This window comes from Corallincola holothuriorum, assembly GCF_003336225.1.
Taxonomy (GTDB): domain Bacteria; phylum Pseudomonadota; class Gammaproteobacteria; order Enterobacterales; family Neiellaceae; genus Corallincola; species Corallincola holothuriorum.
Genome location: NZ_QPID01000013.1, coordinates 24740 through 50259, shown reverse-complemented (window position 1 = coordinate 50259; position 25520 = coordinate 24740). Strand labels below are relative to the sequence as shown.

The following is a 25520-nucleotide window of genomic DNA, read 5'->3' as shown; positions in this document are numbered from 1 at the left end:
ATACCTTATCGAGGATCTTGTTGGGGCTGGGTGTATTTAAACTGATTTTCACTGAGTCGTTTAAAACCCGCCCGACTGAATAGTTGCTGTGATACTAGGTTATCGGGATGAACTTCGGCAAAAATAGGGGTAAATTGCGATTGCTTTGCCCAATCCAGCGCAGTTCTTGCCAAACCTTTGCCTTGATGCTCAGGGGCGATAAGGATGGAGATCTCCCAGCCTTCTTGCTGACGGTCAAACCGTAACATGCCCACAGCGTCGTCGCTTAGCTCCAGTATCAACAGAGAGCGTTCGTTATCAGCCAATACTTTTTCAAACCACTGACAATGGGTTTGGTAGCTTGGCGGCTCTGGAGTTCTGGAATAGTCTCGAACTCCCGGAGCGGTTTGCCAGCGATAGAGCAGATCTTTATCCATCGCGGTGGCAGCTCTTACCTGACACTCGGCCTGAAAAAGCGCTTGCAACACACGCTTCACACCATGTCCATCGCAGAGCTGTACGGCACAGCCTGCAAGCTGGTTCAGCGTGTCGGGTGCGGTGCTGATGGTTAACAGCTGCTCTTTGAACTGTTGCGGATTTAGTGTTTTGAAACAGCCTAAGCTTAACGCTGCTTTAGCTTTGGTTAATTCCATTGCATTGTGGCGCTGGTTTTCCGCGGTAGTGATCAGTAGCGAGGGAAGTGCCATCGCACACCTCTCAAGTGCAGAGCCACCGGGGGCGCCAATACAGAGGTCGGCATGTGCGAGCCGCTCTGCTATTGAGCTTGGTTCAACGACCAGTTCTGTTTTTATTGTCATCAATTCGGTTTGAGATTTTACTCGTGCTAGGTGGATAGCACTTTCGCTCAATAATACCTCGATGCTTGCAATATTTGGCGGTGGCTGCATTTGATTAATCTCTTTTAGCAGCCAGGCACTTACGTTGTCTTTGTCGACGCCGCCCATCGCAATGAGCAGTTTTATCGGGTTATTACTTTGATAAGCGGGGCGCTTAAAGCCTGAGAATTCGCCACGCAGCAGGGAGAAATTGGGGCCGCAGAGCAGTGTGCAATGTTCTGGCACTAACGCTTTGTAGTGCGCAGCTTGGCGCCCTGGAGAGGCATCAACCAGTATGTCAGCAAGATGCTCACGATCCGCTAGATCATCAATAACGAGTAACTTGTGATATCCCGTTTTGACGTGTGCTTGCCATTGCTTATCAAGCGCATAGTGATCGACGACAAGCCAATCACAGGGCTGATTTGATAGTCGTGTCAGTGTTTGTTGTGCGTCTTGTTGCCAGAGGCACCCCAGCCATGGGCTGTGTGCGGGCAAGCATTCTGTCGTGACCTGTGTTTGCTTGCTTTCATCACTTTTATCGGTTTTTAATAGTTCGAGCTGAAACCCCTGCTTTTTGATCAGCGCTGCGCGATGCCCTGGCAGCTCTCGGCAGATGAACAATATCTCACAACCTTTGCTCTGAAGCTGATGGGCGAGGGTAAGGCATCTAGCTAAGTGGCCATTGCCTATTTCAGTCGAAGCGTCTGTTCTGAAAACGATACGCATTATGAATTATCTGTGGATAGGCCGGAATTCAGCGCGCGATATTTTAACTCCGCTTCGAGCCAATCATCGGGGGTATCAATGTCCTGGACGAAACGCCTTGGAATGGGGTAACCCAGAGCGGCCTTTGAGATGATCGGGGTATGATTTAGAAATGACGATACTTTTCCCCAATAAAACTGTCCACAATCATGATAATAATCGGGAAGGTCCTGGCTTCTGGCGTTGATGTGTTGCTCAAAACTGGGGGTCAGTATGTTGTCTTCATTCATACTGACCGCCCGTAAAATAGGAAAATCAAATTCCGTTACTGGAAACGCATAGTCAGCCTGGCGGTCGACAAGCAGCTGTTGTACGGCCTTTAAATGGTTTACCTGAATTAACGGCGCTGTGGCATAGATACAGCAACAATGGGTAATCTCCTTTGTCTGCGTCATTTCCTGCTCTAATGCATGAGCTACGACAGGTAGGGTTGCAGCATAATCATCTGATAACGTGGCGGGCCGGATGAAAGGAACGTCTGCGCCATATTGCTTTGCCACAGAAGCTATCTCTTGGTCATCAGTAGAGACGACTATTTTAGCAAACAGCTTGGATGCAATGGCGGCTTCTATGGAGTAGGCAATCAATGGCTTTCCGCAGAAAGGCTTAATATTTTTTCTTGGTATTCTTTTACTGCCTCCTCGTGCAGGAATGACCGCAATACATTTCACTGCATCTCCCCCTCACAAAGCTGTGTGACCGTTTCTATCACCAGATCTTGCGCCTCAGTGGTTAATTCAGCATACAGGGGAAGAGAGATCGCTTTTGTTGCATAGCTCTCTGCTTGTGGAAAATCCCCGACTTGAAAGCCAAGCGCCTGATAATAGGGTTGAAGGTGAATAGGCATGTAGTGCAGGTTTACGCCAATATTTGCAGCCCTAAGCGCTTCAAAAATCGTTTGATGTTGTAACTTTAAGTTGTCCGGTAAACAGATAACGAACAGGTGATAGGCACTTAATCTGTCATCGCTAACCGGTAGATATTTGATGACGGTGTTGCTGAATGCTTGCTGGTATCGTTTTGCTAAAAGGTTGCGCTGTTCAACCCATCTATCTAAGTGGCGCATTTGGCTTAAGCCTAAGGCCGCTTGTAATTCTGTCATGCGATAGTTAAATCCCAGCTCCTGTTGCTCGTAATACCAGGGGGCAGGGGCTTCTTCTTGTAGTAATTCTGGATCGCGGGTGACACCGTGAGAGCGAAATAGGGACATTCGCTTTGCCAACTCAGGGTCATTGGTAAGCGCCATACCGCCTTCCGCGCTGGTAATGATTTTTACCGGATGGAAGCTGAATATCGTAATGTCGCTGTATTGACCACTGCCGGTTTTCACGCCTTGGTATTCACTTCCCACCGCGTGACTGGCGTCTTCGATGATGTTGATAGCAAACGGCTGACATAACGCATGGATCTCGCGCATATCACACGGTTGCCCGGCAAAATGCACGACCACGAGCACTTTGGGTAAGCGGCCATTGGCTTTCGCAATGGTGAGTTTCTTTTCCAGTGCAGCAACACTGAGGTTACCGCTGTTAGGGTCGATATCGACAAAGTCGATATCTGCACCGCAGTAACGTCCGCAATTGGCCGAAGCGACAAACGAGTTGGGCGATGTCCAAAGCAGGTCTCCAGCGCTGAGCTCTAATGCTAAACAAGCGATATGTAGCGCTGAAGTTGCACTGTTGACCGCGACGGCATGTTTTGCATTGCAGTATGCCGCTAAAGTTCGCTCAAACTTCGGTACTTGCGGCCCTTGCGTTAAAAAATCAGATTTGAGTACGTCAACGACCGCGTCTATGTCATGACTGTCAATCGATTGTCTACCGTAAGGGATCATGCGTTAGCCATCTCGTTAAAAGCTAATAACCCCTCGTGATCCAAAAAGTCTGGATTATTCTTCGAGTTATATTCAAACCCGTGCTCCACTGGCGTTCCTGATTCACCTATGGCGTTGGTGGTGAATTCGTTTGAACGTTCATTGCTGTAAAAGCGAATGGCTGGGGTGATAACGTAGTGGTCATGGAATTCGTATGTGTCGTAGCTTAATTCACTTGGACACATCACTTCGTGTAGCTTCTCGCCTGGGCGGATACCGATAATTTTAATCGGCAAATCTGGAGCCATCGCTTTGGCTAGATCAACGATACGCATGGAAGGAATTTTGGGAACAAATATTTCACCCCCTAACATACGTTCGAAGTTCTTAAGGACAAAGTCGACCCCTTGCTGCAGGGTGATCCAGAACCGGGTCATCTCTTCATGGGTGACAGGGAGGTGATCTGCGCCTTCGGCGATCAAGTTGTTAAAGAAGGGAACGACAGACCCGCGAGAGCCGACGACGTTACCGTAGCGAACAACAGAAAAGCGGGTCGCATGGCCACCCGAGATATTATTTGCCGCGACAAACAGCTTGTCTGAGCAGAGCTTAGTGGCTCCGTAAAGGTTGACCGGGCTGGCGGCTTTGTCGGTGGATAGCGCTATCACTTTTTCCACGTTGTTGGCCAACGCGGCATCAATGACGTTTTCGGCACCGTTGATGTTGGTCTTGATACATTCCATCGGGTTGTATTCGGCCGCTGGAACCTGTTTTAGCGCAGCAGCGTGAATGACGTAGTCAACGCCTTTCATCGCACGGATCATACGCTCTTTGTCTCGAACATCACCGATAAAATAGCGCATACACGGCTCGTTAAAGCGCTGCTGCATTTCAAACTGTTTCAGTTCGTCTCGTGAGTAAACAATGATTTTTCTGGGTTGATAATTTTTAAGTAGGGTCTGAACGTATTTTTTGCCGAAAGACCCTGTACCACCTGTAATGAGAATCGATTTGCCGTCAAACATCCTAATTCCTTACCCTCTTATTTAGCGTCTTTCTATTTATTTTGTTGTTGGTAGGCTAATTTGCCTTTGCTGGCGCGCTTGGATTTCAGTAGTTGTTCTTTGGTTCTTTTTCTTGCACTGGTGCTCGCTATCTTCACTTTGTCGATTATCACTTTTAGCTGTTCCAGTGAGCTTTGCGCTTCTGATGTTTCCGCAAATGAGCGCACGTCGGCCAGCCAAGCCTCTATCTCAAGTGCCTGGAGTGTCGCATCGGCTGATATCTCCGCTTCGAGTTGCTTGGTGAGTTGCCTGCCACGGGATAGCAAACTTGAAGCTGTATCGCTCTCCGTTTTAGCCACCTTCAGCAGCCTTCTTTTGGGCTAAATCATCTCTGACATCTTGTGGAATACCGTCCCAGCCCTCTTTGATATTGCGCATCACGCCGGTGACAGCATCTAAGGCTTCAAGATCTCCTGAGACTGAACCTTCGCCCAGCTTAAAAATACAGAAGTCATAAAGATCGAACAGATTGCGCGAGATCTCCCCGCCAACTTCCATATCTAAACTGGCTTGCAAAACCGTTAGCAGCTCAATGGCTTTACCAATTTTCAGGCCTTTAACTTCAAAATCTTTCCGTTCAATTGCCCCTCTGGCTGCTGCCACATTGCCCAGAATATGAGCCATGATTGCGGCAACCTGAGTATGGGGATCGGCGTCAGTCAACGAGTTAACCGTTCCTTTGCCATATTGTTGGATCGATGTTCTTGCCATTTTTAAGTACCTTACTCTGCTCTTAGTCGCGTTTGTGCAGTTGCTACTCATAGTAGCAGCGTCAAATATCTGCGCAGACGGATCTGCTTCTCATTTGTGTAAGCAAATTGAGTGCCAGCCATCTAAACTGAGAGCTGGCTCGCACTCCATTGTTGCTCTATCAGGCACTTTCAATACAATAGAAGCCAATAATAATATATGATTCGAAAAAAAGACGGTTTCTCCTGCGTCAAGGAAATGGCGGGAACTCCGCAGGCCCAGAGGGTGAAAGGTTTCATTTATGCAGGGATTATCTGACGTTCTCGTCATTGATGATAATAGTGATCGCCGAGCACAGTTAGAGCTTTTATTAGGATTTGTTGGTGAATCATGCCGCATCACTAGCTCTAGCAATATTTCTCTGATTAACAGTGAAGACTGCTGGCGTGCGGTATTTATTGGCGATATTGCCGATGAAGACCCATTAGAATTCATTCAGCGTTTAGCTTCTGTCCATCCACTACAGCCTTATGTGCTGCTTGGTGATGATAAAGGGGTCGTTTTACCCAATTTAGTGGGGTCTTTGATGGCGCCATTTAATTACCCCCAGATGACCGAAGTGATCCACCGCTGTCAGGACTATCATCGCAAACGCCCTGGTGGGCAACCGCAAACATCGACTCAGACTAAACTGTTCCGCAGCTTGGTGGGGCGCAGCGATGCTATCGCCCAAGTGCGGCAACTTATTGAACAGGTGTCAGTGACAGACGCTAATGTGCTTGTTCTCGGTGATTCTGGGACAGGTAAAGAGGTTGTCGCGCGGAATATCCATTATCTCTCTTCTCGCCGTGATGGCCCTTTCGTTCCGGTCAACTGCGGTGCTATTCCGGCTGAGTTATTGGAAAGCGAATTGTTCGGCCACGAGAAAGGTGCGTTTACTGGTGCGATAACCACCCGTAAAGGTCGCTTTGAACTTGCTCAGGGGGGCACACTGTTTCTTGATGAGATCGGTGATATGCCGACCAATATGCAGGTGAAACTGCTGCGCGTGCTACAAGAGCGGGTATTTGAGCGGGTAGGCAGTGCGAAGTTGGTTAAGGCCGATGTTCGTATTGTTGCGGCGACGCATCGAAATCTTGAAGGGATGATCGCGGAGGGTAAATTCCGTGAAGATCTCTACTATCGCCTGAATGTATTTCCTATTGAGATGCCTGCTCTGTGTGAGCGTCAGGATGATATACCGCTGTTATTGCAGGAGCTGGTTTCTCGCTTAGAAGCTGAGCACAATGCGTCGGTACGTTTTACTGATAAAGCGATCGACTCCTTAATGCTGCACCCATGGTCGGGGAATGTCCGTGAGCTTTCCAACTTGGTTGAGCGGCTTGTGATCCTCTATCCCAATGGTGTGGTTGATGTCAGTGACTTGCCGCCTAAGTATCGGCATATTGACGTTGATCCTTATGAGCCGGTCTATTCCGAAGAGGTGATGGAGCGTGAGTCATTAAACGCACTATTCCGTGAAGACGCTGAGCCACTGATTGCCGAGCCTCAAGTTCCCCATGAGTTGCCGGATGAAGGGATCAATCTCAAAGAGATGCTATCTGAATTGGAAACTGACTACATTCAGCAGGCACTGGTACGCCAAGACTGGGTCGTGGCTCGCGCTGCGGAACAGTTAGGTATGCGCCGTACCACGCTGGTCGAAAAGATGCGTAAGTATCAGATCGCCAGAGATGATGAATAGCTACCGGCTTAACTGCCACATCTGTTACTGAATAAAAAAAGCACCTCAAATTTGAGGTGCTTTTTTTATCTTCCAGCTCTCTTGGGGCAATGAACGTGTTTGATATTCCCCGCTGTTGAAAGCGTCAAAACCCTGTCTACATCTACTGTTCTAACTAGATTGTTTCAGTTTTTATTAATTAAAACATGAGATTGAAATAGTTGGCACGCTCTTGGCTTTATCTCGGTATCGCGTCAAAAGGAGCGACATAGAGATGACACAGTCGAGCAATGTTGCCGATCAAGCTAAGTCCAGCAATGGACAGTTTCCTCCCCAGCTTCTCGCTACCGAGAAGGTGCCACTCAGATCTGAATCTGTAGTGATGGGTGAGATGGCAAAGCGCCAGTTGAATGAACAGAGCCTTCACGCCGAGGTATCGTCGACCGGGGTGCAGAATAACGCCAGTCGTATGCAGCACCTGATGGAGATCCTGCCTGCTGGGATTGTGGTATTGGATGGTAACGGCATCGTGCGTGAAGCCAACCCTATTGCACTCGAGATGCTGGGTGAGCCGCTGATCGGTCAGCCATGGCGACACATTATCTCTCGGGCGTTTTCGCCGCAGGCTGATGATGGTCATGAGATCTCTCTGGCCAGTGGTCGGCGAGTGAAGTTGGCGTTGACTGCATTATCGCCTGAGCCTGGTCAGTTGATTTTGATGACGGATCTAACCGAAACCCGTGAACTACAAAATCGGATCAGTCATTTGCAACGTTTGTCGGCGCTTGGAAAAATGGTGGCGTCATTGGCTCATCAAGTGAGAACGCCACTTAGCGCTGCCATGCTGTACGCGGCAAATTTGGGTAATAACACCCTCACAACAGAAAATCGTGGAGCGTTTCACCTTAAGCTTTTGGCACGCTTACAAGACTTAGAGCAGCAGGTGAACGATATGCTGCTATTTGCTCGTAGCGACAGTCAGATCGCCGCTACACCACTCTCCATGAAACAGCTTTTGTCCGATCTGCAGTCGCGGGTCGAAGCCATGGTTAGTAAAAGTCGCAGTCAGTTGCAGATCGAGTTGCCTGAGCCAGATATCGAAATTCTAGGTAACGCCAGTAGTCTGGCCAGCGCCATCAGCAATCTGGTGCACAACAGTTTACAAGCATCAGCGACCAATATTCATGTCTCTGCGAAACGTCAGCAGCAGATGGTCGCAATCGAGATCCGGGATAACGGCAAGGGGATCCCTGAGGCGATGCAGAAGAAAGTATTAGAACCGTTTTTTACCAGCCGCAGCCAAGGAACAGGTTTAGGCCTGGCCGTGGTTCAAGCGGTGGCGTCGGCGCATAAAGGCTCGGTGAGCCTTGTCTCCGGCGAGGGTCAGGGTACATGTGTGCAGCTACTCATTCCCATACGTAATGAAGATGAGCTTAGCGCTGAAGTGCCACTAAAAGAGGCGTGGGGAGGTTAAGATGGCCGATACCAAAGTGCTCGTCGTTGAAGATGACGCCGGCTTGCGTGAAGCCTTAGTGGATACCCTGATGATTTCCGGGTATCAGGTAACTGAAGTCGATTGCGGCGAGGCTGCGCTGTTACAACTGTCCCGTGGCAAGTTTGATATTGTCGTCAGTGATGTGCAGATGCCGGGGATGAGTGGGCTACAGTTGTTGCGGTCTATTCGCAGTAAACTGCCGCAACTGCCCGTGCTTATGATGACAGCTTACGCCACCGTCGATGCGGCTGTGGCAGCTATGCGGGAAGGGGCCAATGATTATCTGGCTAAGCCGTTTGCTCCAGAAGTATTACTCAACCTGGTTAGTCGTTACGCGCCAACTGACGGCAATGAACGCTACTCACCGGTTGTGGGCGATCCGCAAAGTGAAGCTTTACTAAAGCTGGCGGCCAAAGTGGCTGCGTCGGAAGCGAATGTCATGGTACTTGGGCCCAGTGGCTCAGGTAAGGAAGTGCTGGCACGCTATATTCACGATAATTCGCCGCGCGCGGATGGTCCCTTCATTGCCATTAACTGTGCGGCGATCCCGGAAAATATGCTGGAAGCGACACTGTTTGGTTATGAAAAGGGCGCATTCACCGGCGCGTTGCAGGCATGCCCCGGAAAATTTGAGCAAGCACAGAACGGTACAATTTTACTTGATGAGATCACTGAGATGGATCTTGGTTTGCAGGCTAAACTTTTGCGCGTACTGCAAGAGCGGGAAGTTGAGCGCTTAGGCAGCCGCAAAACCGTCAAGTTGAATGTGCGGGTGTTAGCAACCAGTAACCGCGAGCTGAAGCAAACCGTGAGTGATGGTCAGTTTCGTGAAGATCTCTATTACCGATTAAACGTATTTCCGTTGACCTGGAAGCCACTGTCCCAGCGTCCTGGTGACATTATTCCATTAGCGGAGCATCTGCTGGCTCGTCATAGTCAGGTTTCTGGCTCAGAGATCCCTACATTGACTGCGGCGGCTAAACATCGCCTGCAACATCATGCGTGGCCGGGTAATGTGCGTGAATTGGATAACGTGATCCAACGTGCGTTGATTCTGCAATCTGCTGGTAAGGTCGATGCAGACGATCTGATCATTGAAGATGAGATTACGGTTCAACTGCATACACCCACGGCAGTTCATAGCGCAGAGCCAGAAGTGGCCATGGATGATGCTGAGGGGTTGGGCGGTGAGCTTAAGGTGCAAGAGAATCAGATTATTCTGCAGACATTGGAATCGTGCCAAGGGCGTCGAAAAGATGTCGCGGAAAAGCTAGGGATCAGCCCCCGTACCCTCAGATATAAGCTGGCAAGGATGCGCGATCTGGGTATCGAGTTGCCCGCTTAACTTTTTATCTACAAATATAAGGCAGGTTAAATACCTGCCTTTTCAATTTGTTAGGTATTAACAATCCTCGTAATACTCCTCCCTTTATGCATTTGTTTAACGTGTTGGCAGGCTCCTTGCAGTTACTCTGCTATATGTGAAATTTTTGACGCTCAGGCGTCAGGAGCATTCAAATGCAAGTGAAAGCCAACGATCTATACAGCGAAATGCAGGCGATGATGCGCCAGGCTCAGGCTCCAGAGATGCGACCTGATGCTGTCCCTGTAAATTCTGCCGGAGACAAGTTTGGTGGACTACTTCAGAATGCCATTGATGGTGTCAATGATGTGCAATCTCAGGCCGGTCAGTTGAGAACAGCATTCGAGATGGGCGATCGCAATGTCAGTTTAGGTGACGTGATGATCGCTTCACAAAAATCGAGCGTTGCATTTCAGGCGACTGTTCAGGTTAGAAACAAGCTGGTTGAGGCTTACAAAGAGATCATGAATATGCCGGTTTAATCGGCGTATTTTAGACGGAGAGTTGAGTCGTGGCTGAAGCAACGCAAAATACAGAATTGATGGTTCCCGCCGCAGGCGGCGAGATGAGTAAAGACGCGCAGGTCGACAGTGGAGAGAAAAAATCTTCAGTGTTGGCCCATATTGGCAATGTCGATGTTCTGCGCCAAATTACAATTATTCTCGCCTTGGCAATCTGTTTGGCTCTTGCCGTATTTGTGCTTATTTGGGCACAAGAGCCAGAGATGCGTCCTTTACCGCAAATGGAAAGTGACGAGCTGCTGCAAACACTCGACTTCTTCGATCAAAATAAGATCACTTATAAACTTGAGCGTGATGTGTTGTCTATTCCGGCAGAGGAGTATCAGGATATCAAACTCAAGTTGGCTCGTGCCGGGCTGGAAGCAACTCCTGAGAACGGTACCGATATCTTGATGCAGGATATGGGTTTTGGTGTGAGTCAGCGACTGGAGCGAGAGCGCCTGAAGCACAGCCGTGAACAGCAGATCGCACGCACCTTAGAGGATCTGCGTAACGTTAAAAAAGCACGTGTACTGCTCGCCATTCCCCAGCAATCGGTATTTGCCCGTCGTGAGAAGAGCCCCAGTGCCACAGTCGTGCTGACTATTGGCCGCGGTTCAGCGCTGAGTCGCGAAGAGATCGACTCGGTAGTTGATATTGTTTCTTCTGCGGTCAATGGCATGGAACCGACGCGGGTGACAGTGACAGACCAGAGTGGCCGCTTACTTAATTCAGGTAGTCAAGATGCCAGCTCAGCACGTTCGCGCAAAGAGTATGATCTTGAGCGTCAGCGTGAAGCTGAGTACATGAACAAAATTGATTCCATTCTTATTCCTGTCGTCGGCTTAGGTAATTATACCGCGCAGGTCGATGTCAGTATGGATTTCACCACGGTTGAACAAACCCAGCGCCGCTATAACCCTGACTTGCCAGCACTACGCAGTGAAATGACTGTTGAAGATAACTCTGTCGGTGGTGTTTTGGGCGGTATTCCTGGTGCATTGACTAATCAACCGCCTGTGGCCGCAGAGATCCCGGAAGAAGCGATCGGTGGTGGCCCTGCTGGTGGCGCGGCTCCTGGAAGAAGCCACCGTGAAGCCACTCGCAATTATGAGTTAGATACCACCTTGAGCCATACCCGCCAGCAGGTGGGTGTGGTAAGAAGAGTCAGTGTTTCAGTGGCCGTCAACTATAAGTCAGTAGCGAATGCCGATGGTAGTGGTATTGATTTGGTGCCGCGGGCGCAGCAGGAGTTAGCCAATTTACGTCGCTTATTGCAAGGTGGAGTGGGCTTTGATGTGCAGCGTGGTGACTCGTTAGAAGTAGTCACCATCCCATTCGTTCGCACCGATGATCTGGTCGAGCTTGAAGTTCCTTTTTATGAAATGCCGATGTTCTGGAGTGGAATGAGGCTGTTAAGTGGGATCCTTATTGTTTTGATCCTTGTTTTATTGGTGGTTCGTCCGATGATCCGTAAGCTGACCGCTTCTGATGACGGTGTGGCTGACGAAGACAGATCGCTGCTTGAAGGTGCGGTATCCCGAGGAATTGAAGGTGGGCTGCTGGCTGCTGAAAACGAGCTAGACAGTGAAGTGAATGAAGAGCTGATCGGCAGTATTGTTGGTGGCAAAGTACAGTTGCCTGATCTACATAAAGAGGAAGATGTCCTCAAAGCAGTGCGGGCACTGGTGGCTAATGAACCGGATCTATCTGTACAGGTAGTGAAAGGCTGGCTTGAACAAGAAGCAAATAAAAAGTAAGCGCGGTTGAGGAAAGGGTAATGGCAGAAGAAAACGCAAAAGACGAAGCCGCTGGCAGCCAGGAGTTCGATGTTGATTCGATTGCTGCGTTCGATAAGGTTGCGATATTGCTATTGAGCTTAACCGAGGAAGACGCCGCGCAGATCCTCCGCCACTTAGAGCCTAAGCAGGTACAGAAAGTGGGGATGGCGATGGCAGGCATGCAGGACTTTTCGCAAGACAAAATTAGCGCGGTCCACAACCTGTTTCTCGACGATATTCAGAAGTACTCGAGCATCGGCTTAGATAGTGAAGAGTTTGTGCGTAATGCCTTAACCCAAGCATTGGGTGAAGACAAAGCCGGAAACCTGATTGATCAGATCATTATGGGTGGCGGTGCCAAAGGCCTGGATTCATTGAAATGGATGGATGCCCGTCAGGTGGCGAATATCATTCTCAATGAACACCCGCAAATTCAAACTATTGTGTTGTCCTACCTAGAGCCTGAGCAATCGGCAGAAATTCTTAACCAGTTTCCGGAAAAGGTTCGTCTTGATCTCACCATGCGTATTGCCAACCTTGAAGAGGTGCAACCGGCCGCCTTGCAAGAGTTGAATGAGATCATGGAGAAACAGTTTGCTGGTCAGTCTGGCGCGCAAGCGGCGAAAATGGGTGGCCTGAAAGCGGCTGCCAACATCATGAACTACCTCGATACCAATATTGAGGGGCAGTTGATGGATTCAATTCGTGAAAATGACGAAGAGATGGCACAACAGATCCAGGATCTGATGTTTGTGTTTGAGAATCTGGTTGATGTCGATGATCGTGGTATTCAGGCGCTGTTGCGCGAGGTGCCACAAGAGCAGCTGCTGAAAGCGCTGAAAGGTGCCGATGATACGCTGAAAAATAAAGTTTATGACAACATGTCCAAGCGTGCTGCGGAAATGCTTAAAGATGACCTTGAAGCGATGGGACCAGTGCGGATCAGTGAGGTTGAAGCGGCGCAGAAAGAGATCCTCTCCATTGCCCGTCGTCTGGCTGACTCGGGTGAAATCATGTTGGGAGGCGCTGGTGGCGGTGAAGAGTTCCTCTAATTCGGCACAGCTTGGGAGCGTAAGCGGATGAGCCAACGCTATATTAAACCTCCTCGAGAGGGAGACGATACCGTCGATCCTTGGGCAATGCCTGATGTCACCGAAGAGGTTGATTATGAAGCGTTGCCCACCAATGCATTAGGCCTTAAACCGGGCGAAAATCACGAAGTTATCGTTGAGGAAGAGGAAGAGATCCCGGTTCTGACCGCAGAAGAGCTAGAGCTTATTCGTAAAGCGGCCTATGAAGAGGGGATGTTGCAAGGCCATGAAGAGGGGCATGCAAAAGGCTATGAAGCGGGTCACAAAGAGGGTTTAGAAAAAGGTCACAGCGAAGGGCTGGTAAATGGCCAGCGAGAAGGTGAAGCGGCCGGTGCAGCAATCATCGAAGAGCGCGCGCAAGTTTGGTCGGCGTTGGCTCGGCAGTTAGAAAAACCGCTTATGCACGTGGACAGTGAAGTCGAACAAAGCTTGGTTGGTTTAGTTGTGGAATTGGCGGAAGAGGTGATCCGCTGTGAAATTGACACGAATCCTGAAGTTATCCTAAAAGTGCTACGCGAGGCGACCCATGCCTTGCCATTGTCTGCACGAAAACTATCTATCAGTTTGAATCCCGACGACGTCGCGCTTGTAGAGCAATCGTTCACGGAAGAGATGCTCTCCGAGCGTGGTTGGCTTGTGTCGCCGGACCCAACGCTTAATCGTGGTGACTGCCAAATCACCTCTGAACAATCTTATGTTAGCGTGTCACTTAAGCAGCGGGTGAAAGAGTTAATGGAGAGATTCCTGCATCAAAGTGTGCCCGCGGTAACGCTGGATGATGCAAAAGTGCTGGCGCCGGAAAGCGTCGGTATGGCTGACTCTCCGCGTGAGCAGAGCGAAGCTGAAATTGAACAGAGTCATGACGACAGCTTAGCTGATACGCCTGCAATGCCTGAGTCGATAGAACCAAGCACTGACGATGCGGCAGAGAATGTTGCAAGCGCAGCGCAGGTCGATGAACCGTCTGCTGAACAACCGCCAGCAGATGAGGATGACAGTGATGCACAACCTCAGAAATAGCGCTGCGCTGGTTTCTCAGTTAAACCACTACCGCAAATCTATTCGAGTGCCTAAACCTGTCGTGTCTGGCATGTTGACCCGTGTGGTTGGGCTCACCTTTGAAGCGGTGGGCTGCCGAGCGCCAATTGGTAGTCGTTGTAAAGTTGAGACCCTGGAGGGGGAGATCGAAGCCGAAGTGGTTGGCTTTGCTGGTGAGATCCTTTATTTGATGCCCAGTGGCGAAGTTAAAGGGGTGGTGCCTGGTGCCAAAGTCACTCCGACTTCTAGCGAGTATGGTATTCCCGTCGGGATGGAGCTATTAGGACGTGTGGTTGATGGCAATGGTCATCCCATTGACGGTCGTGGCCCCCTGATCACCAATGAACGCGCCTCAGTAAAAGCTGAACCTATTAATCCGATGTTACGCCGCTCTATTGAGAAGCCTCTGGATGTTGGCGTGACGGCAATTAACAGCGCGCTGACGATAGGTGAAGGGCAGCGTATGGGGCTATTTGCCGGTTCCGGGGTGGGTAAAAGTGTCTTGTTAGGGATGATGACCCGCGGTACTACCGCAGATGTCATTGTCGTTGGTCTGATTGGTGAGCGTGGCCGAGAAGTTAAAGAGTTTATTGATGATATTTTGGGCGATGAAGGCCGGCGTCGCGCCGTCGTCGTTGCAGCTCCGGCTGATGCTTCGCCATTGATGCGTCTCAAAGGTTGTGAAACGGCGGTCTCTATTGCCGAGTATTTCCGCGATCAAGGGCTCAATGTTTTGTTGTTAATGGATTCATTGACCCGTTTTGCCCAAGCACAACGGGAGATCGCTCTGGCGGTTGGTGAGCCGCCTGCCACCAAAGGCTACCCGCCATCAGTGTTTGCCAAGTTACCCCAGCTGGTGGAGCGTGCCGGGAATGGTGGCGAAGGGCAAGGCTCTATTACTGCCTTTTACACCGTGTTGGTGGAAGGGGATGATTTGCAAGATCCTATCGCCGATGCCGCTCGAGCCATTCTTGACGGTCACATCGTGTTGTCCCGTGAGCTGGCTGATGAAGGACATTATCCCGCGATTGATATTGAGAAGTCGATCAGCCGGGTGATGCCAATGGTGACCAGTGAACAGCACCAGCTATTGGCGCGCCGCCTGAAGCAGATCTATGCCACTTATCAACGTAATCGCGATCTTATCTCTATTGGTGCTTATGCCCGTGGTAGTGATCCCGAAGTTGATCTGTCGATCAAAATGATGCCAGTGATAAATGACTTCTTACAGCAGGGCATGAAAGATACCAAACCTTATGATGGCTGCCTGCAAGCACTGCAGCAGGTGTTAATGCAGAGCGTGCAGCAGAGCCAACAAAATGCCGCGCAAGGCATGCCACCGCAACAAGGCATGATGTAACCACTAGGAGAGCGAGATGGCGAAGATAGAGCAGCTCTTGTTGGTGGCTAAACTAGCCGAGGAGGAGGAGCAACAAGCGGCTAGATTATTGAAGCAAGCGGCAGATCGTGTGATGGCAGAAGAGCAGCAGGAGACACTATTGCAACAGTATCGCTTTGATTATCTGCATCAGCTTAGGTCGCGTGGCAATGGCGGCATGGGCTCGGCAGTTTATATCCAATTCCAGCAGTTTTTAGAACGATTGGATGGTGTGATCGTGGGGCAGCAACAAAAGATCTCCGAAGCAAGACGAGCGCAAATAGAGCGGAAAGCGCAATGGGATCGCAGCCGACAAAAACGTAACGCTATCGATCTGTTGATCGAAAAAAGCAAAGCGGCCAAGGCATTGAAAGAGAGCCGCCTAGAGCAGAAACAAGCCGATGAGTTCTCTTCACAACAGCTTGTGCGGCGTCTGATGAGCGCCCGTAATAGCTAAGTGCTCCATTTTTTCGTTTTGGAATGAGATTTGCTTAGTACTTGTATCTGGATAAATAGAATGGCAAAAGCGGCAATAATTGCCGCACCTAAGAGGTGAGCATGGCTTCGGTGCAGATGACTAATGGGCTGAGTGAGCAAGAAGCGGGTCTGTTTGGTGGTCTTTTCTCTGCGCAAGTGGAGGGGGACGGCGATGGCGCGCAATTCTCTGATACCTTGCAGCAAACCCTTGCCGCCTTCAATCAAGCGATGGCTGAGGGCGAAGAGATCAGTGCCGATTGGCTGGAGTCATTGCAACAGCAACTGGGTGATGAAGGTGATTTGAATGCCTTGCTGGCAAAGCTGGGTTTGAGTTTACCTACCGATGAAAGTGGGCAGATCGAGCCTGATGTTAAACAGATGTTGGTCAAGCCCGACAACAGTATTGATTTAGCACCGGAGTCTGAACCTGTCACCGATGAAAATGGTAACGTGCTGGTAGAGTTCGCACCTGAGCTGCCTACTGCGCCTGACTCCCCTGATAACATGTTGGATCTTCTCGCTTGGTCAGAGAAAACATTACAGCCGCGAGTGACTGACGCGGATGTTGTTGCTGAGGTGGTTGATAATTCGTTGGTGGCCGACGAAGAGCCGCTGTTCAGTAGTACAACTAAGGTAATAGAGGCTCCTCCCGGAGAAGATAGCCTATTAGAGAACAGCGATGAGCTGATAAAGACCTCCGTCAATGTTGATTGGGCTATGGCAGAAGCTGCAGATCCCAGTTTGGATCAAGAGACTGCTGGTAGGGTCACTTCGGATCTAACGCTTGATGCGGCGCTGCAAAGTAAAGACGGCGAGGTTGAAGTTGATGAGCCGACAACTAACACTCTTAGCCATGGTGGTGGCTTCTTAGCCCCAGAGCAGCCTGATGAGCAGGTGAGTGTGACTCCGCTTGCTGCGGCTCAGACAGCTGCAACCGTTAATGCAACGAACGGTAATCCAGCGACAGCTTTTAGCGATACAGCGTTCAATCAACTGCATGCAAAAGCAAATAAGGGGACACCCGCAGGGTTGACCGCTTCAATTGCAACCGATGCCAGTAGCGAAAGCGGAGAAGAATCTAAGCAGGCACTGTTTGAAGCCCTAAGTAGTGGCAGTGATGACGCCGCTTTAGATGGTGAAGCTGAGCAGGCTTTGGCACCGATAGCCAAAGCGGTAGCGAATAGTGAGTTGGGTGCCAGAGCTGCGGAGCCGCTTGTTTCCGCGATTGCTTCAACCCCAACGGCGACGGGGGCTGAACGTATTGATTTTGGAATGACGCCTCAGCATCAGCAAACAAGCCAACAAACGCCGGTACAGCAAGCACGCGCCGACATTCAAACCTTGCTGCAACAGGCGGTAGATATTCGCCAGCAGGAGCAGGCGGCCGGACAGCTGCGTGAACGTATGATGTTGATGGTGGCTGGTGGCTTGAACCGCGCTGAAATTCGTCTTGATCCGCCAGAGTTAGGCTCGATGATGGTAAGAGTTCAGGTGCAAAATGAGCAGGCTCAGGTGCAGATTGTGACGCAAAACCAGCAAGCGAAAGAGATGCTAGAGCAAACCTTGCCTAGACTCAGGGAATTGTTGCAGCAGCAGGGGATTGCATTGGGTGATACTGAAGTATCGCAGCAACAAAATCAGCAACAGCAGATGGAAGATTCGGAGTCGGATCCTGCATTAGCTTGGGAACAAGCACAGGATGAGATGCTTGAAGCCGAAATTGATATCCCTGTGATCCAGCGCCAGATTGCGCAGGGTAGGGTTGATTACTTCGCTTGAGCCGATAGGAGCGCCTGCAAAAATATGTTAGCTTTTCGCAGGTTATATCCCTCATAAATTACGCTGAAAAAACGAACGATTATGGCTGAAGATCTGGAATTAGAGCTCGACGATAGTGAAGGTAAAAAGAAGCCGGTGATGCTGATCATCATCGCTGTGGTGGTTGTCCTCCTTGGCGCTGGTGCAGCGTTCTTCTTTTTGTCTGGTGGTGATGATGCGCAGCCAGTGGCGGATGAGAGTGCACCGGCGGCAGAAGGAGCCCAGCCTGCGGCCAGTGGTGAAGACGCAACGACAGGTAATGCGCTCTATGTTGCATTGCCTAGACCGTTTGTTTTTAACGTGCCGGGGCAAGGGCGAGACCGCCTGGTACAGATAAAAGTGCAACTTTTGGTACGTGGTGGCAATAACGAATCGTTAGCAAAAAAACATATTCCGATGATTGAAGGCACCTTGTTAAAAACCTTTTCAGGCGCCAACGCAGACGAATTGTCCACGCTGGAAGGAAAAGAGCGTCTCCGCGAGCAGGCATTGACTGACATTAAGTCTGCTCTGCAGGGATTGGAAGGTACGGAAGTGGTGGAACAAGTGTTATTCACCGGCTTCGTGATGCAGTGAGCATAGTCCTATGGCGGTAAGCGATCTTTTATCACAAGACGAAATTGATGCGCTGTTACATGGTGTTGATGACGTCGAAGAGGATGAGGCCAGTGATGGTGGCGGCGACGGTGCTGCTCAATATGACTTCTCTTCTCAAGACCGAATTGTTCGGGGTCGTATGCCGACCCTGGAGATCGTTAATGAACGCTTTGCCCGCCATATGCGGATCAGCTTATTCAATATGATGCGCCGCACCGCTGAGGTGTCGATCAACGGCGTACAGATGATTAAGTTTGGTGAATACGTACACACTCTATTTGTACCTACATCACTTAACATGGTGCGTTTTCGTCCATTGAAAGGTACCGGGCTTATCACCATGGAAGCCAGATTGGTCTTCATCTTGGTGGATAACTTTTTTGGTGGTGATGGTCGTTATCATGCCAAGATCGAAGGTCGTGAATTTACACCGACCGAGCGCCGTATTATTCAGATGCTGCTGAAGATTATCTTTGAGGATTATCGCGAAGCTTGGGCGCCGGTGATGGACAGTGAATTCGAATATCTCGATTCAGAAGTTAACCCCGCCATGGCGAATATTGTCAGTCCAACCGAAGTGATCGTGGTGAGCTCATTCCACATCGAACTGGATGGTGGTGGTGGTGATTTCCACATCGCTTTGCCCTATTCGATGCTTGAGCCTATTCGTGAACTGCTTGATGCCGGTGTACAGAGTGATAAAGAAGACACTGACATGCGTTGGTCTAAGGCGTTGCGTGATGAGATCATGGACGTGCCGGTGGGTCTTCATGCAATGTTATTGGATAAGGTTTTAAGTTTAAAAGAGATTATGGAGCTCAAGGTTGGCGATGTGATCCCGGTGGAGATGCCGGAGCATGCCACCGTGTATGTCGAAGAGCTACCGACTTATCGCGCCAAGTTAGGCCGATCCAGAGACAATTTAGCGCTTAAAATCGCCGAAAAGATTAAACGTCCTGAATCTGTGAAGTCAGATCTGGAGATGGTCACCCGACAAGGCGTTCGCATTGATAGCGAAGCCGAATTAGAAGAACTCGAACGAACCATAGGGGAGCCCTGATGAGTGATGATAATGAAGATATCCCTGATGATTGGGCTGCGGCTTTTGCTGAGCAAGAAGCAGCCGAAGCAGGTCTGGTAGAAGACGTTGCGGCGACGACTGAAGTCGCGGAATTTGAGGAGCTGGAGGAGGAAGAAACCTCTCTCACTGCTGAAGAGAAGCGCCGCCTGGATACCATTCTGGATATTCCTGTTACCATTTCGATGGAAGTGGGGCGTAGTCAGATAAGCATTCGTAACCTATTGCAGTTAAATCAGGGATCGGTGGTTGAGCTGGATCGTGTGGCCGGTGAGCCTCTGGATGTATTGGTCAATGGAACCCTCATCGCTCATGGTGAGGTGGTGGTGGTGAATGACAAATTTGGTATCCGTCTAACGGATGTGATTAGTCAAACTGAGCGGATCAAGAAACTCAAGTGAGTATCGCTAATTTGCTGTTATTTTCAGCGCCTGTCGTCGCACAACCCAGTGCTGGTGGCGGCGTTGCTACGTCACAACTGCTCTCCCTGTTGTTTTCTCTGATCACTGTTTTAGCCATTATTCTTATTTTGGCTTGGCTACTGCGCCGATTTAATATTGGTGCCGCTGGTGGCCGTGGTGCAATGAAAGTTGTTGCCACCTTAGCGCTGGGTCGCAACGAACGGGTTGTATTGGTCTCTTTAGGTGATAAGCAACTCCTGCTCGGTGTCACCGGACAACAGATAAACCTGTTGCATACCTTTGACGAGCCTATATCGCTGGACACCGCCGACTCTGCACAGGCGATGCCGTTGCTGTTTCAGGAAAAGCTTCGTGGATTTTTGAATAAGACGGAAAAATCATGATAAGGACGCTCATTCTCACCAGTTTAGTGTTGTTGGCGCCTAACGTTTTCGCCGCGGATCCTATTGGCACCGCGCTGCCCGCCGTGACTGTGACTACGGGGGCAGACGGCTCACAAAGTTATTCGGTGACGCTGCAGATCCTCGCGTTAATGACCATGCTGACTTTCTTGCCAGCGATTGTCATTATGATGACCTCTTTTACCCGCATTACCGTGGTGCTAGCTATTCTTAGACAAGCGATGGGGTTGCAGCAAACGCCTTCGAATCAGGTCATTGTTGGTATCTCACTGTTTTTATCATTTTTTATCATGTCACCTGTGCTCAATCAGGTGTATGACAATGCTGTTGAGCCCTACATGAATGAAAGGTTGGCAATGAATGACGCGTTCACTCAGGCCAAGATGCCATTTCGTGAATTTATGTTGGGACAAACTCGGGTTAAAGATCTGGAAACTTTTGTTGAGATCGCTGGCCTTCAAGATCAGGTGACTGCACCGGAAGATGTACCGATGACGGTGCTAATCCCAGCATTCATTACCAGTGAATTGAAAACGGCATTTCAGATCGGTTTTATGCTATTCATTCCGTTTTTGATTATCGATTTGGTGGTTGCCAGCGTATTGATGGCGATGGGTATGATGATGCTGTCGCCGATGATTGTTTCTCTACCGTTTAAACTGATGTTGTTTGTGTTAGTGGATGGATGGAACCTAGTGATGGGCACGTTAGCGACCAGTTTCGGTCTCTAGGAGGTACCTCATGAGCCCAGAAATGTTTGTCGACATCTTCCGTGATGCACTGTTTGTGGTGTTGACCATGGTCGCTGCGATTATTTTACCCTCTTTGGGTATTGGTTTAGTGGTGGCGGTATTTCAGGCCGCGACGTCGATTAATGAACAAACCCTTAGCTTTTTACCCCGCCTGATTGTCACTCTGTTGACGTTGATGTTTCTCGCCAATTGGCTGGTGCGCGTATTGATGGATTTCACCATTAATATGATTAAAGAGATCCCCATGGTTATTGGCTGATGGAATTTCCCATGTCGATCATCATGGAAACCATGGCCAGTTATCTTTGGCCATTGGTGCGTATATCCTCCATGTTGATGGTGATGGTTGCGCTTGGCACGCAAAATGTGTCGACACGCATCCGTTTAGGTTTGTCTGTCGCTGTGACACTGGCCGCCGTGCCCGCGTTGCCAGCTCCTCCACCGATTGACCCGTTTTCTATTCAAGGTGCTCTGGTTACCATGCATCAGGTGATCATTGGTACCTTAACAGGCTTCATCTCGGTGCTAGCGCTGCATACATTTGTGGTCGCCGGTCAGGTGGTGGGGATGCAAACTAGTTTGGGGTTTGCTTCGCTGGTTGATCCTAGTAACGGTCAATCAGTGCCGGTTATTGGTCAGTTTTACCTGATGCTGGCAACATTGCTGTTTTTTGCCATCGATGGCCACCTGTTGATGATCCGCATCATCATTGAAAGCTTCCACACCTTGCCGGTCGGCGCGAATGGTATTGAGGCGCCTCAGTTTGATGCGGTGGCTCGCTGGATGAGTTGGGTATTTGCCGGTGGCTTAGCTTTGGCGTTGAGTGCGCTGGTCGCGCTGTTATTGATTAATTTCTCATTTGGTGTCATGACTCGGGCAGCACCACAGCTGAATATTTTCACCATCGGCTTTCCCGTTACTATGTTGTCAGGGTTGCTTATTATCTGGCTTACCTTGGGTAACTTCGTTGGCCACTTTGAAGCGCAATGGTACCGGGGCGTCGCCCTGATGTGCCAAGTGCTTAATGATCCGTGTTAGAGGCGTCGTATGGCTGAAGATACCGATCAGGAACGTACAGAAGACCCCACACCCCGACGATTACAACAGGCACGAGAAAAAGGCCAGGTTGCTCGCTCTAAGGAGCTTAATACCGCTGCGGTATTGCTGGCATCGGCATTTGGCATGATGATCTTTGGCCAATCGCTGGCCGAAACGCTCGCTAAGGTTATGAAGCGTCTGTTTACGTTGAACCGTGATGAGAGCCATGACGTTAACCAGATGATGAGTGCCTGGCCCGATGCGCTGATGCAACTGCTCTTTCCCATGGGGGGCTTTATTGCCATGTTGTTCGTGGCAACGCTGGCTGGCTCCATTTTGATGGGGGGGATCACCTTTAGTAGTCAAGCGATGGCTCCCAAGTTGAGCAAGATGTCGCCGGCCAAAGGCTTTAAGCGGATGTTTGGGGTGCAAGCGCTGGTGGAGCTGCTGAAGGCGGTGGCGAAATTTGCATTTATTGCCCTGTTTGCATTCTTATTGCTGTCGTTTAAATTCGAAGAGATCCTGCATATCAGTGTCGAGTCTTTTCCTGGCAACATCGCCCATGCAGTAGAGCTGCTGCTGTTCATGTTTATCATTCTCTGCCTTTCGCTGCTGTTTATTGTCGCGATCGATGTGCCGTTTCAGATCTGGAATCACACCAAACAGCTGCGCATGACCAAGCAAGAGGTGCGCGATGAGATGAAAGATGTAGAAGGGCGTCCGGAAGTGAAGGGGCGCGTTCGTCAGATGCAGCGAGAAATTGCTCAACGCCGAATGATGGGTGATGTGCCGAAAGCGGACGTTGTGGTGACTAACCCGACGCACTATTCCGTGGCTTTGAAGTATGATGTGAATGGCGTCAGCGCACCGCGAGTTATCGCAAAAGGTAATGACGAGGTGGCGATGAAGATCCGTGAGATTGCCCGTGAAAAAGAGGTGCCAATAATGGTGGCACCGCCATTGGCTCGGGCAATTTACTACACCACGAAGCTGGGCAAGGAGATCCCGGACGGTCTGTTCGTTGCGGTTGCCCAAGTGCTCGCTTATGTATACCAGTTAAATGAGTACAAGAAGGGCACCGGGAAAAAGCCTACGCCTCTGCCAAAAGAGTTACCTATCCCGGATGAACTAAAGCATTAATGTCGGTCATTCTATTCATCGCTTAATACGCTTTTTCGCCTCCGTGCTGTTTTATTCCTCTTCTATTCTAGCGCTCATCTCTTAATTGACTTCGTGCTGGCCTGACTCTTGCAGAATCAGCCCTAGAGTCAATTTTGTGTCGCAGTGAGTTATGGATCTTAAAGCAACATTAGGCAGTCTGGATTTTCAACGGGTACGTCAGATCCAAGGGATCGGGGCGCCGATTATTGTATTGGCAGCGTTGGCCATGGTTGTGTTGCCGATGCCTGCACTGCTGCTGGATATGCTGTTCTCATTCAATATTGCGCTGGCGTTGGTGGTCTTATTAGTTACCATCTATACGCTGCGGCCGTTAGAGTTCGCCGCTTTCCCTACCGTACTTCTGGTAACTACTTTACTGCGTTTGGCGTTGAACGTTGCTTCAACACGAGTGGTGTTATTGCGTGGTCATGAAGGCCCTGACGCCGCGGGTAATGTGATTGAGGCGTTTGGCTCAGTGGTGATTGGTGGTAACTATGCCGTCGGTCTGGTGGTGTTCGCCATTCTGGTCATTATTAACTTCGTGGTAGTTACTAAAGGTGCAGGGCGTATTTCTGAAGTAAGCGCGCGCTTTACTTTGGATGCGATGCCCGGCAAACAGATGGCTATTGATGCCGACCTGAATGCCGGCTTAATCAGCCAGGATCAGGCAAGAACTCGACGGGATGACATTGCCCGTGAAGCAGACTTTTATGGCTCGATGGATGGTGCCAGTAAGTTCGTTAAAGGTGATGCTGTCGCCGGTATTCTTATTCTATTTATTAACGTGATCGGCGGTTTTATCATCGGTATGGTGCAGCATGATCTGGCGTTTTCTGAAGCGCTAGAGATCTACACCCTGCTGACTATCGGTGACGGTTTGGTGGCGCAGATCCCTGGGCTGCTCCTCTCTATCGGTGCCGCCATTATGGTGACACGTCAAAGCGCCTCGGCAGACATGGGGCAGCAAGTGTTGTCACAGATGTTTGATAACCCGAAAGCGCTGATTATCTCCGCTGGCTTACTGTTCCTGATGGGTATTGTACCTGGCATGCCTCACCTGGCTTTCTTAACACTGGCGTTTGCTGCTGGCGGTATGGCTTACCTGATGCACCGTCGCCGGGCTGCTGCAGCACTTGCGGAAGCCGAGGCGGCAGCCAAAGCTGCCAGCCCAGAACAGCAAGCGGCTGCCGCAGCGGCAGCGCCGAAAGAGTTGGGTTGGGATGATGTTCGCCCAGTGGATATTATTGGTCTGGAAGTGGGTTATCGTCTCATTCCGCTGGTGGATAAAGGCCAAGGTGGTGAGTTACTTAATCGTATTAAGGGCGTGCGTCGTAAGTTGAGTCAAGAACTTGGCTTCCTCGTGCCAGCTGTGCATATTCGGGATAATTTAGATCTGCCGCCAAATACTTATCGCGTGTCATTGATGGGCGTTTCTGTCGGGGAAGCGGAGATCCGTCATGATTGCGAGATGGCCATCAATCCAGGACAAGTGTTTGGTCGTGTCGATGGTATCGACACAAAAGATCCGGCCTTTGGCCTAGAAGCAACCTGGATCTCACCTGATCAGCGTGAGCATGCCCAAACACTCGGATATACCGTGGTTGACGCGGCAACGGTTGTCGCCACACATCTGTCACAAGTGCTGACCAACAATGCCGCAAGCTTACTGGGTCATGAAGAGGTGCAGAATCTATTGGATATTCTCGCGAAAAATTATCCGAAGCTGGTTGAAGGTTTGGTACCTGAAATGTTGCCGTTAGGCCATATCGCCAAGGTGCTGCAAAACCTGCTGAATGAAGGTGTGCCTGTGCGAGATATGCGTAGCATCATCCAGACGCTGAAAGAGTACGCGATGAAGAGTCAAGATCCTGACGTCCTGACTGCGGCTTGTCGAATCTCTCTTCGTCGGATGATCTGCCAAGAAATCAATGGGATAGACGAAGAAATGCCAGTTATCACATTGGCGCCAGAGTTGGAACAGATGTTGCACCAGTCTATGCAGGCCGCCGGAAATGAAGGTGCAGGTATTGAACCTGGGTTGGCCGAGCGGATGCAGGGGGCTTTGATTGAATCAGCCCAGCAGCAAGAATTGGCAGGGCAACCAGCCATCTTACTGACCTCAGGGATCCTTCGCTCAACGCTATCGCGTTTTGTGAAGAATACAATTCCTAGCCTGCGAGTGCTGTCGTATCAGGAGATACCTGACGACAAGCAGATAAAGATTATCTCGTCTATCGGACAGTAGAAGTTGCCTGGC

25 protein-coding genes are annotated in these 25520 nt (G+C 50.0%); 19 read left to right on the top strand and 6 right to left on the bottom strand.

What is annotated here, in order from left to right; genetic code table 11:
• Nucleotides 1-5: 5 nt before the first annotated feature.
• Genes pseG through fliS form a run of 6 tightly spaced genes read right to left on the bottom strand, consistent with a single transcriptional unit; the run spans nt 6 to nt 5171 of the window.
• Nucleotides 6-1544: a UDP-2,4-diacetamido-2,4,6-trideoxy-beta-L-altropyranose hydrolase gene (gene pseG, locus DU002_RS17625; protein ID WP_114339769.1), complete on the bottom strand. Its 1539-nt coding sequence runs from the start codon at nt 1542-1544 to the stop codon at nt 6-8.
• Nucleotides 1544-2254 (bottom strand): pseudaminic acid cytidylyltransferase, encoded by a 711-nt coding sequence (gene pseF, locus DU002_RS17620; protein ID WP_233496543.1) that lies wholly within the window; start codon nt 2252-2254, stop codon nt 1544-1546. Before pseF ends, pseG begins: the two co-directional genes overlap by 1 nt.
• Nucleotides 2251-3417, bottom strand: coding sequence for a UDP-4-amino-4,6-dideoxy-N-acetyl-beta-L-altrosamine transaminase (pseC, locus tag DU002_RS17615; protein WP_114339768.1), 1167 nt, complete (start codon nt 3415-3417; stop codon nt 2251-2253). Before pseC ends, pseF begins: the two co-directional genes overlap by 4 nt.
• Nucleotides 3414-4421, bottom strand: a complete 1008-nt coding sequence (gene pseB, locus DU002_RS17610; protein ID WP_114339767.1) for a UDP-N-acetylglucosamine 4,6-dehydratase (inverting) — start codon at nt 4419-4421, stop codon at nt 3414-3416. The genes pseC and pseB overlap by 4 nt, the downstream gene beginning before the upstream one ends.
• Nucleotides 4422-4453: 32 nt before the next feature.
• The gene (locus DU002_RS17605; RefSeq protein ID WP_114339766.1) at nt 4454-4759 is read right to left on the bottom strand and encodes a hypothetical protein; all 306 of its coding nucleotides are present in this window, start codon (nt 4757-4759) and stop codon (nt 4454-4456) included.
• Nucleotides 4752-5171: a flagellar export chaperone FliS gene (gene fliS / locus DU002_RS17600; protein WP_114339765.1), complete on the bottom strand. Its 420-nt coding sequence runs from the start codon at nt 5169-5171 to the stop codon at nt 4752-4754. The genes DU002_RS17605 and fliS overlap by 8 nt, the downstream gene beginning before the upstream one ends.
• A gap of 280 nt (nt 5172-5451) precedes the next feature.
• On the opposite strand from fliS, the gene DU002_RS17595 reads away from it, so the two are divergent.
• The 19 genes from DU002_RS17595 to flhA all read left to right on the top strand — a co-directional run bounded on the left by DU002_RS17595 (nt 5452) and on the right by flhA (nt 25508).
• Nucleotides 5452-6894: a sigma-54 dependent transcriptional regulator gene (locus tag DU002_RS17595; protein WP_114339764.1), complete on the top strand. Its 1443-nt coding sequence runs from the start codon at nt 5452-5454 to the stop codon at nt 6892-6894.
• A gap of 253 nt (nt 6895-7147) precedes the next feature.
• Nucleotides 7148-8347 (top strand): sensor histidine kinase, encoded by a 1200-nt coding sequence (locus DU002_RS17590; protein WP_233496542.1) that lies wholly within the window; start codon nt 7148-7150, stop codon nt 8345-8347.
• A gap of 1 nt (nt 8348) precedes the next feature.
• Nucleotides 8349-9713 carry a sigma-54-dependent transcriptional regulator gene (locus DU002_RS17585; RefSeq protein ID WP_114339763.1) on the top strand — a complete coding sequence of 455 codons (1365 nt, stop codon included), beginning with the start codon at nt 8349-8351 and terminating at the stop codon, nt 9711-9713.
• Between the two features lie 173 nt (nt 9714-9886).
• The gene (gene fliE, locus DU002_RS17580) at nt 9887-10213 is read left to right on the top strand and encodes a flagellar hook-basal body complex protein FliE (RefSeq protein WP_114339762.1); all 327 of its coding nucleotides are present in this window, start codon (nt 9887-9889) and stop codon (nt 10211-10213) included.
• 29 nt (nt 10214-10242) lie between these two features.
• Nucleotides 10243-11991, top strand: coding sequence for a flagellar basal-body MS-ring/collar protein FliF (fliF, locus tag DU002_RS17575; protein ID WP_114339761.1), 1749 nt, complete (start codon nt 10243-10245; stop codon nt 11989-11991).
• 20 nt (nt 11992-12011) lie between these two features.
• Nucleotides 12012-13064, top strand: a complete 1053-nt coding sequence (gene fliG / locus DU002_RS17570) for a flagellar motor switch protein FliG (RefSeq protein WP_114339760.1) — start codon at nt 12012-12014, stop codon at nt 13062-13064.
• 27 nt (nt 13065-13091) lie between these two features.
• Nucleotides 13092-14123: a flagellar assembly protein FliH gene (gene fliH, locus DU002_RS17565; RefSeq protein ID WP_114339759.1), complete on the top strand. Its 1032-nt coding sequence runs from the start codon at nt 13092-13094 to the stop codon at nt 14121-14123.
• The gene (gene fliI / locus DU002_RS17560; RefSeq protein WP_407642960.1) at nt 14095-15501 is read left to right on the top strand and encodes a flagellar protein export ATPase FliI; all 1407 of its coding nucleotides are present in this window, start codon (nt 14095-14097) and stop codon (nt 15499-15501) included. Before fliH ends, fliI begins: the two co-directional genes overlap by 29 nt.
• Before the next feature lie 16 nt (nt 15502-15517).
• Nucleotides 15518-15976, top strand: coding sequence for a flagellar export protein FliJ (fliJ, locus tag DU002_RS17555; RefSeq protein WP_114339758.1), 459 nt, complete (start codon nt 15518-15520; stop codon nt 15974-15976).
• Between the two features lie 101 nt (nt 15977-16077).
• Nucleotides 16078-17775: a flagellar hook-length control protein FliK gene (locus DU002_RS17550; RefSeq protein WP_114339757.1), complete on the top strand. Its 1698-nt coding sequence runs from the start codon at nt 16078-16080 to the stop codon at nt 17773-17775.
• Nucleotides 17776-17856: 81 nt separating this feature from the next.
• Nucleotides 17857-18390: a flagellar basal body-associated protein FliL gene (gene fliL, locus DU002_RS17545; RefSeq protein ID WP_114339756.1), complete on the top strand. Its 534-nt coding sequence runs from the start codon at nt 17857-17859 to the stop codon at nt 18388-18390.
• Nucleotides 18391-18400: 10 nt separating this feature from the next.
• Entirely contained in the window at nt 18401-19471 is a 1071-nt protein-coding gene (gene fliM, locus DU002_RS17540; protein ID WP_114339755.1) for a flagellar motor switch protein FliM, read from the top strand.
• On the top strand, nt 19471-19890 hold the full coding sequence (gene fliN, locus DU002_RS17535; protein ID WP_114339754.1) for a flagellar motor switch protein FliN: 420 nt from the start codon (nt 19471-19473) through the stop codon (nt 19888-19890). Before fliM ends, fliN begins: the two co-directional genes overlap by 1 nt.
• On the top strand, nt 19887-20294 hold the full coding sequence (fliO, locus tag DU002_RS17530) for a flagellar biosynthetic protein FliO (RefSeq protein ID WP_114339753.1): 408 nt from the start codon (nt 19887-19889) through the stop codon (nt 20292-20294). Before fliN ends, fliO begins: the two co-directional genes overlap by 4 nt.
• Entirely contained in the window at nt 20291-21043 is a 753-nt protein-coding gene (gene fliP, locus DU002_RS17525) for a flagellar type III secretion system pore protein FliP (protein ID WP_114339752.1), read from the top strand. The genes fliO and fliP overlap by 4 nt, the downstream gene beginning before the upstream one ends.
• 10 nt (nt 21044-21053) lie before the next feature.
• The gene (gene fliQ / locus DU002_RS17520) at nt 21054-21323 is read left to right on the top strand and encodes a flagellar biosynthesis protein FliQ (RefSeq protein WP_114339751.1); all 270 of its coding nucleotides are present in this window, start codon (nt 21054-21056) and stop codon (nt 21321-21323) included.
• Between the two features lie 11 nt (nt 21324-21334).
• Nucleotides 21335-22102 carry a flagellar biosynthetic protein FliR gene (fliR, locus tag DU002_RS17515; RefSeq protein WP_233496541.1) on the top strand — a complete coding sequence of 256 codons (768 nt, stop codon included), beginning with the start codon at nt 21335-21337 and terminating at the stop codon, nt 22100-22102.
• A 9-nt stretch (nt 22103-22111) separates the two neighbouring features.
• Nucleotides 22112-23242: a flagellar biosynthesis protein FlhB gene (flhB, locus tag DU002_RS17510; protein WP_114339749.1), complete on the top strand. Its 1131-nt coding sequence runs from the start codon at nt 22112-22114 to the stop codon at nt 23240-23242.
• Between the two features lie 151 nt (nt 23243-23393).
• On the top strand, nt 23394-25508 hold the full coding sequence (gene flhA, locus DU002_RS17505; protein ID WP_114339748.1) for a flagellar biosynthesis protein FlhA: 2115 nt from the start codon (nt 23394-23396) through the stop codon (nt 25506-25508).
• The last annotated feature ends 12 nt before the right edge of the window (nt 25509-25520 follow it).

Excerpts from the sequence above, each read along its gene's own strand:
- fliN (WP_114339754.1), top strand. The coding sequence starts at position 19,471 with ATGAGTGATGATAATGAAGATATCCCTGATGATTGGGCTGCGGCTTTT.
- fliS (WP_114339765.1), bottom strand. The coding sequence starts at position 5,171 with ATGGCAAGAACATCGATCCAACAATATGGCAAAGGAACGGTTAACTCG.
- pseG (WP_114339769.1), bottom strand. The coding sequence starts at position 1,544 with ATGCGTATCGTTTTCAGAACAGACGCTTCGACTGAAATAGGCAATGGC.
- fliI (WP_407642960.1), top strand. The coding sequence starts at position 14,095 with ATGACAGTGATGCACAACCTCAGAAATAGCGCTGCGCTGGTTTCTCAG.
- fliJ (WP_114339758.1), top strand. The coding sequence starts at position 15,518 with ATGGCGAAGATAGAGCAGCTCTTGTTGGTGGCTAAACTAGCCGAGGAG.
- fliL (WP_114339756.1), top strand. The coding sequence starts at position 17,857 with ATGGCTGAAGATCTGGAATTAGAGCTCGACGATAGTGAAGGTAAAAAG.
- fliE (WP_114339762.1), top strand. The coding sequence starts at position 9,887 with ATGCAAGTGAAAGCCAACGATCTATACAGCGAAATGCAGGCGATGATG.
- DU002_RS17595 (WP_114339764.1), top strand. The coding sequence starts at position 5,452 with ATGCAGGGATTATCTGACGTTCTCGTCATTGATGATAATAGTGATCGC.
- flhB (WP_114339749.1), top strand. The coding sequence starts at position 22,112 with ATGGCTGAAGATACCGATCAGGAACGTACAGAAGACCCCACACCCCGA.
- flhA (WP_114339748.1), top strand. The coding sequence starts at position 23,394 with ATGGATCTTAAAGCAACATTAGGCAGTCTGGATTTTCAACGGGTACGT.
- DU002_RS17585 (WP_114339763.1), top strand. The coding sequence starts at position 8,349 with ATGGCCGATACCAAAGTGCTCGTCGTTGAAGATGACGCCGGCTTGCGT.
- DU002_RS17590 (WP_233496542.1), top strand. The coding sequence starts at position 7,148 with ATGACACAGTCGAGCAATGTTGCCGATCAAGCTAAGTCCAGCAATGGA.
- fliG (WP_114339760.1), top strand. The coding sequence starts at position 12,012 with ATGGCAGAAGAAAACGCAAAAGACGAAGCCGCTGGCAGCCAGGAGTTC.
- fliP (WP_114339752.1), top strand. The coding sequence starts at position 20,291 with ATGATAAGGACGCTCATTCTCACCAGTTTAGTGTTGTTGGCGCCTAAC.
- fliM (WP_114339755.1), top strand. The coding sequence starts at position 18,401 with ATGGCGGTAAGCGATCTTTTATCACAAGACGAAATTGATGCGCTGTTA.
- fliQ (WP_114339751.1), top strand. The coding sequence starts at position 21,054 with ATGAGCCCAGAAATGTTTGTCGACATCTTCCGTGATGCACTGTTTGTG.
- pseC (WP_114339768.1), bottom strand. The coding sequence starts at position 3,417 with ATGATCCCTTACGGTAGACAATCGATTGACAGTCATGACATAGACGCG.
- fliH (WP_114339759.1), top strand. The coding sequence starts at position 13,092 with ATGAGCCAACGCTATATTAAACCTCCTCGAGAGGGAGACGATACCGTC.
- pseB (WP_114339767.1), bottom strand. The coding sequence starts at position 4,421 with ATGTTTGACGGCAAATCGATTCTCATTACAGGTGGTACAGGGTCTTTC.
- fliR (WP_233496541.1), top strand. The coding sequence starts at position 21,335 with ATGTCGATCATCATGGAAACCATGGCCAGTTATCTTTGGCCATTGGTG.
- DU002_RS17550 (WP_114339757.1), top strand. The coding sequence starts at position 16,078 with ATGGCTTCGGTGCAGATGACTAATGGGCTGAGTGAGCAAGAAGCGGGT.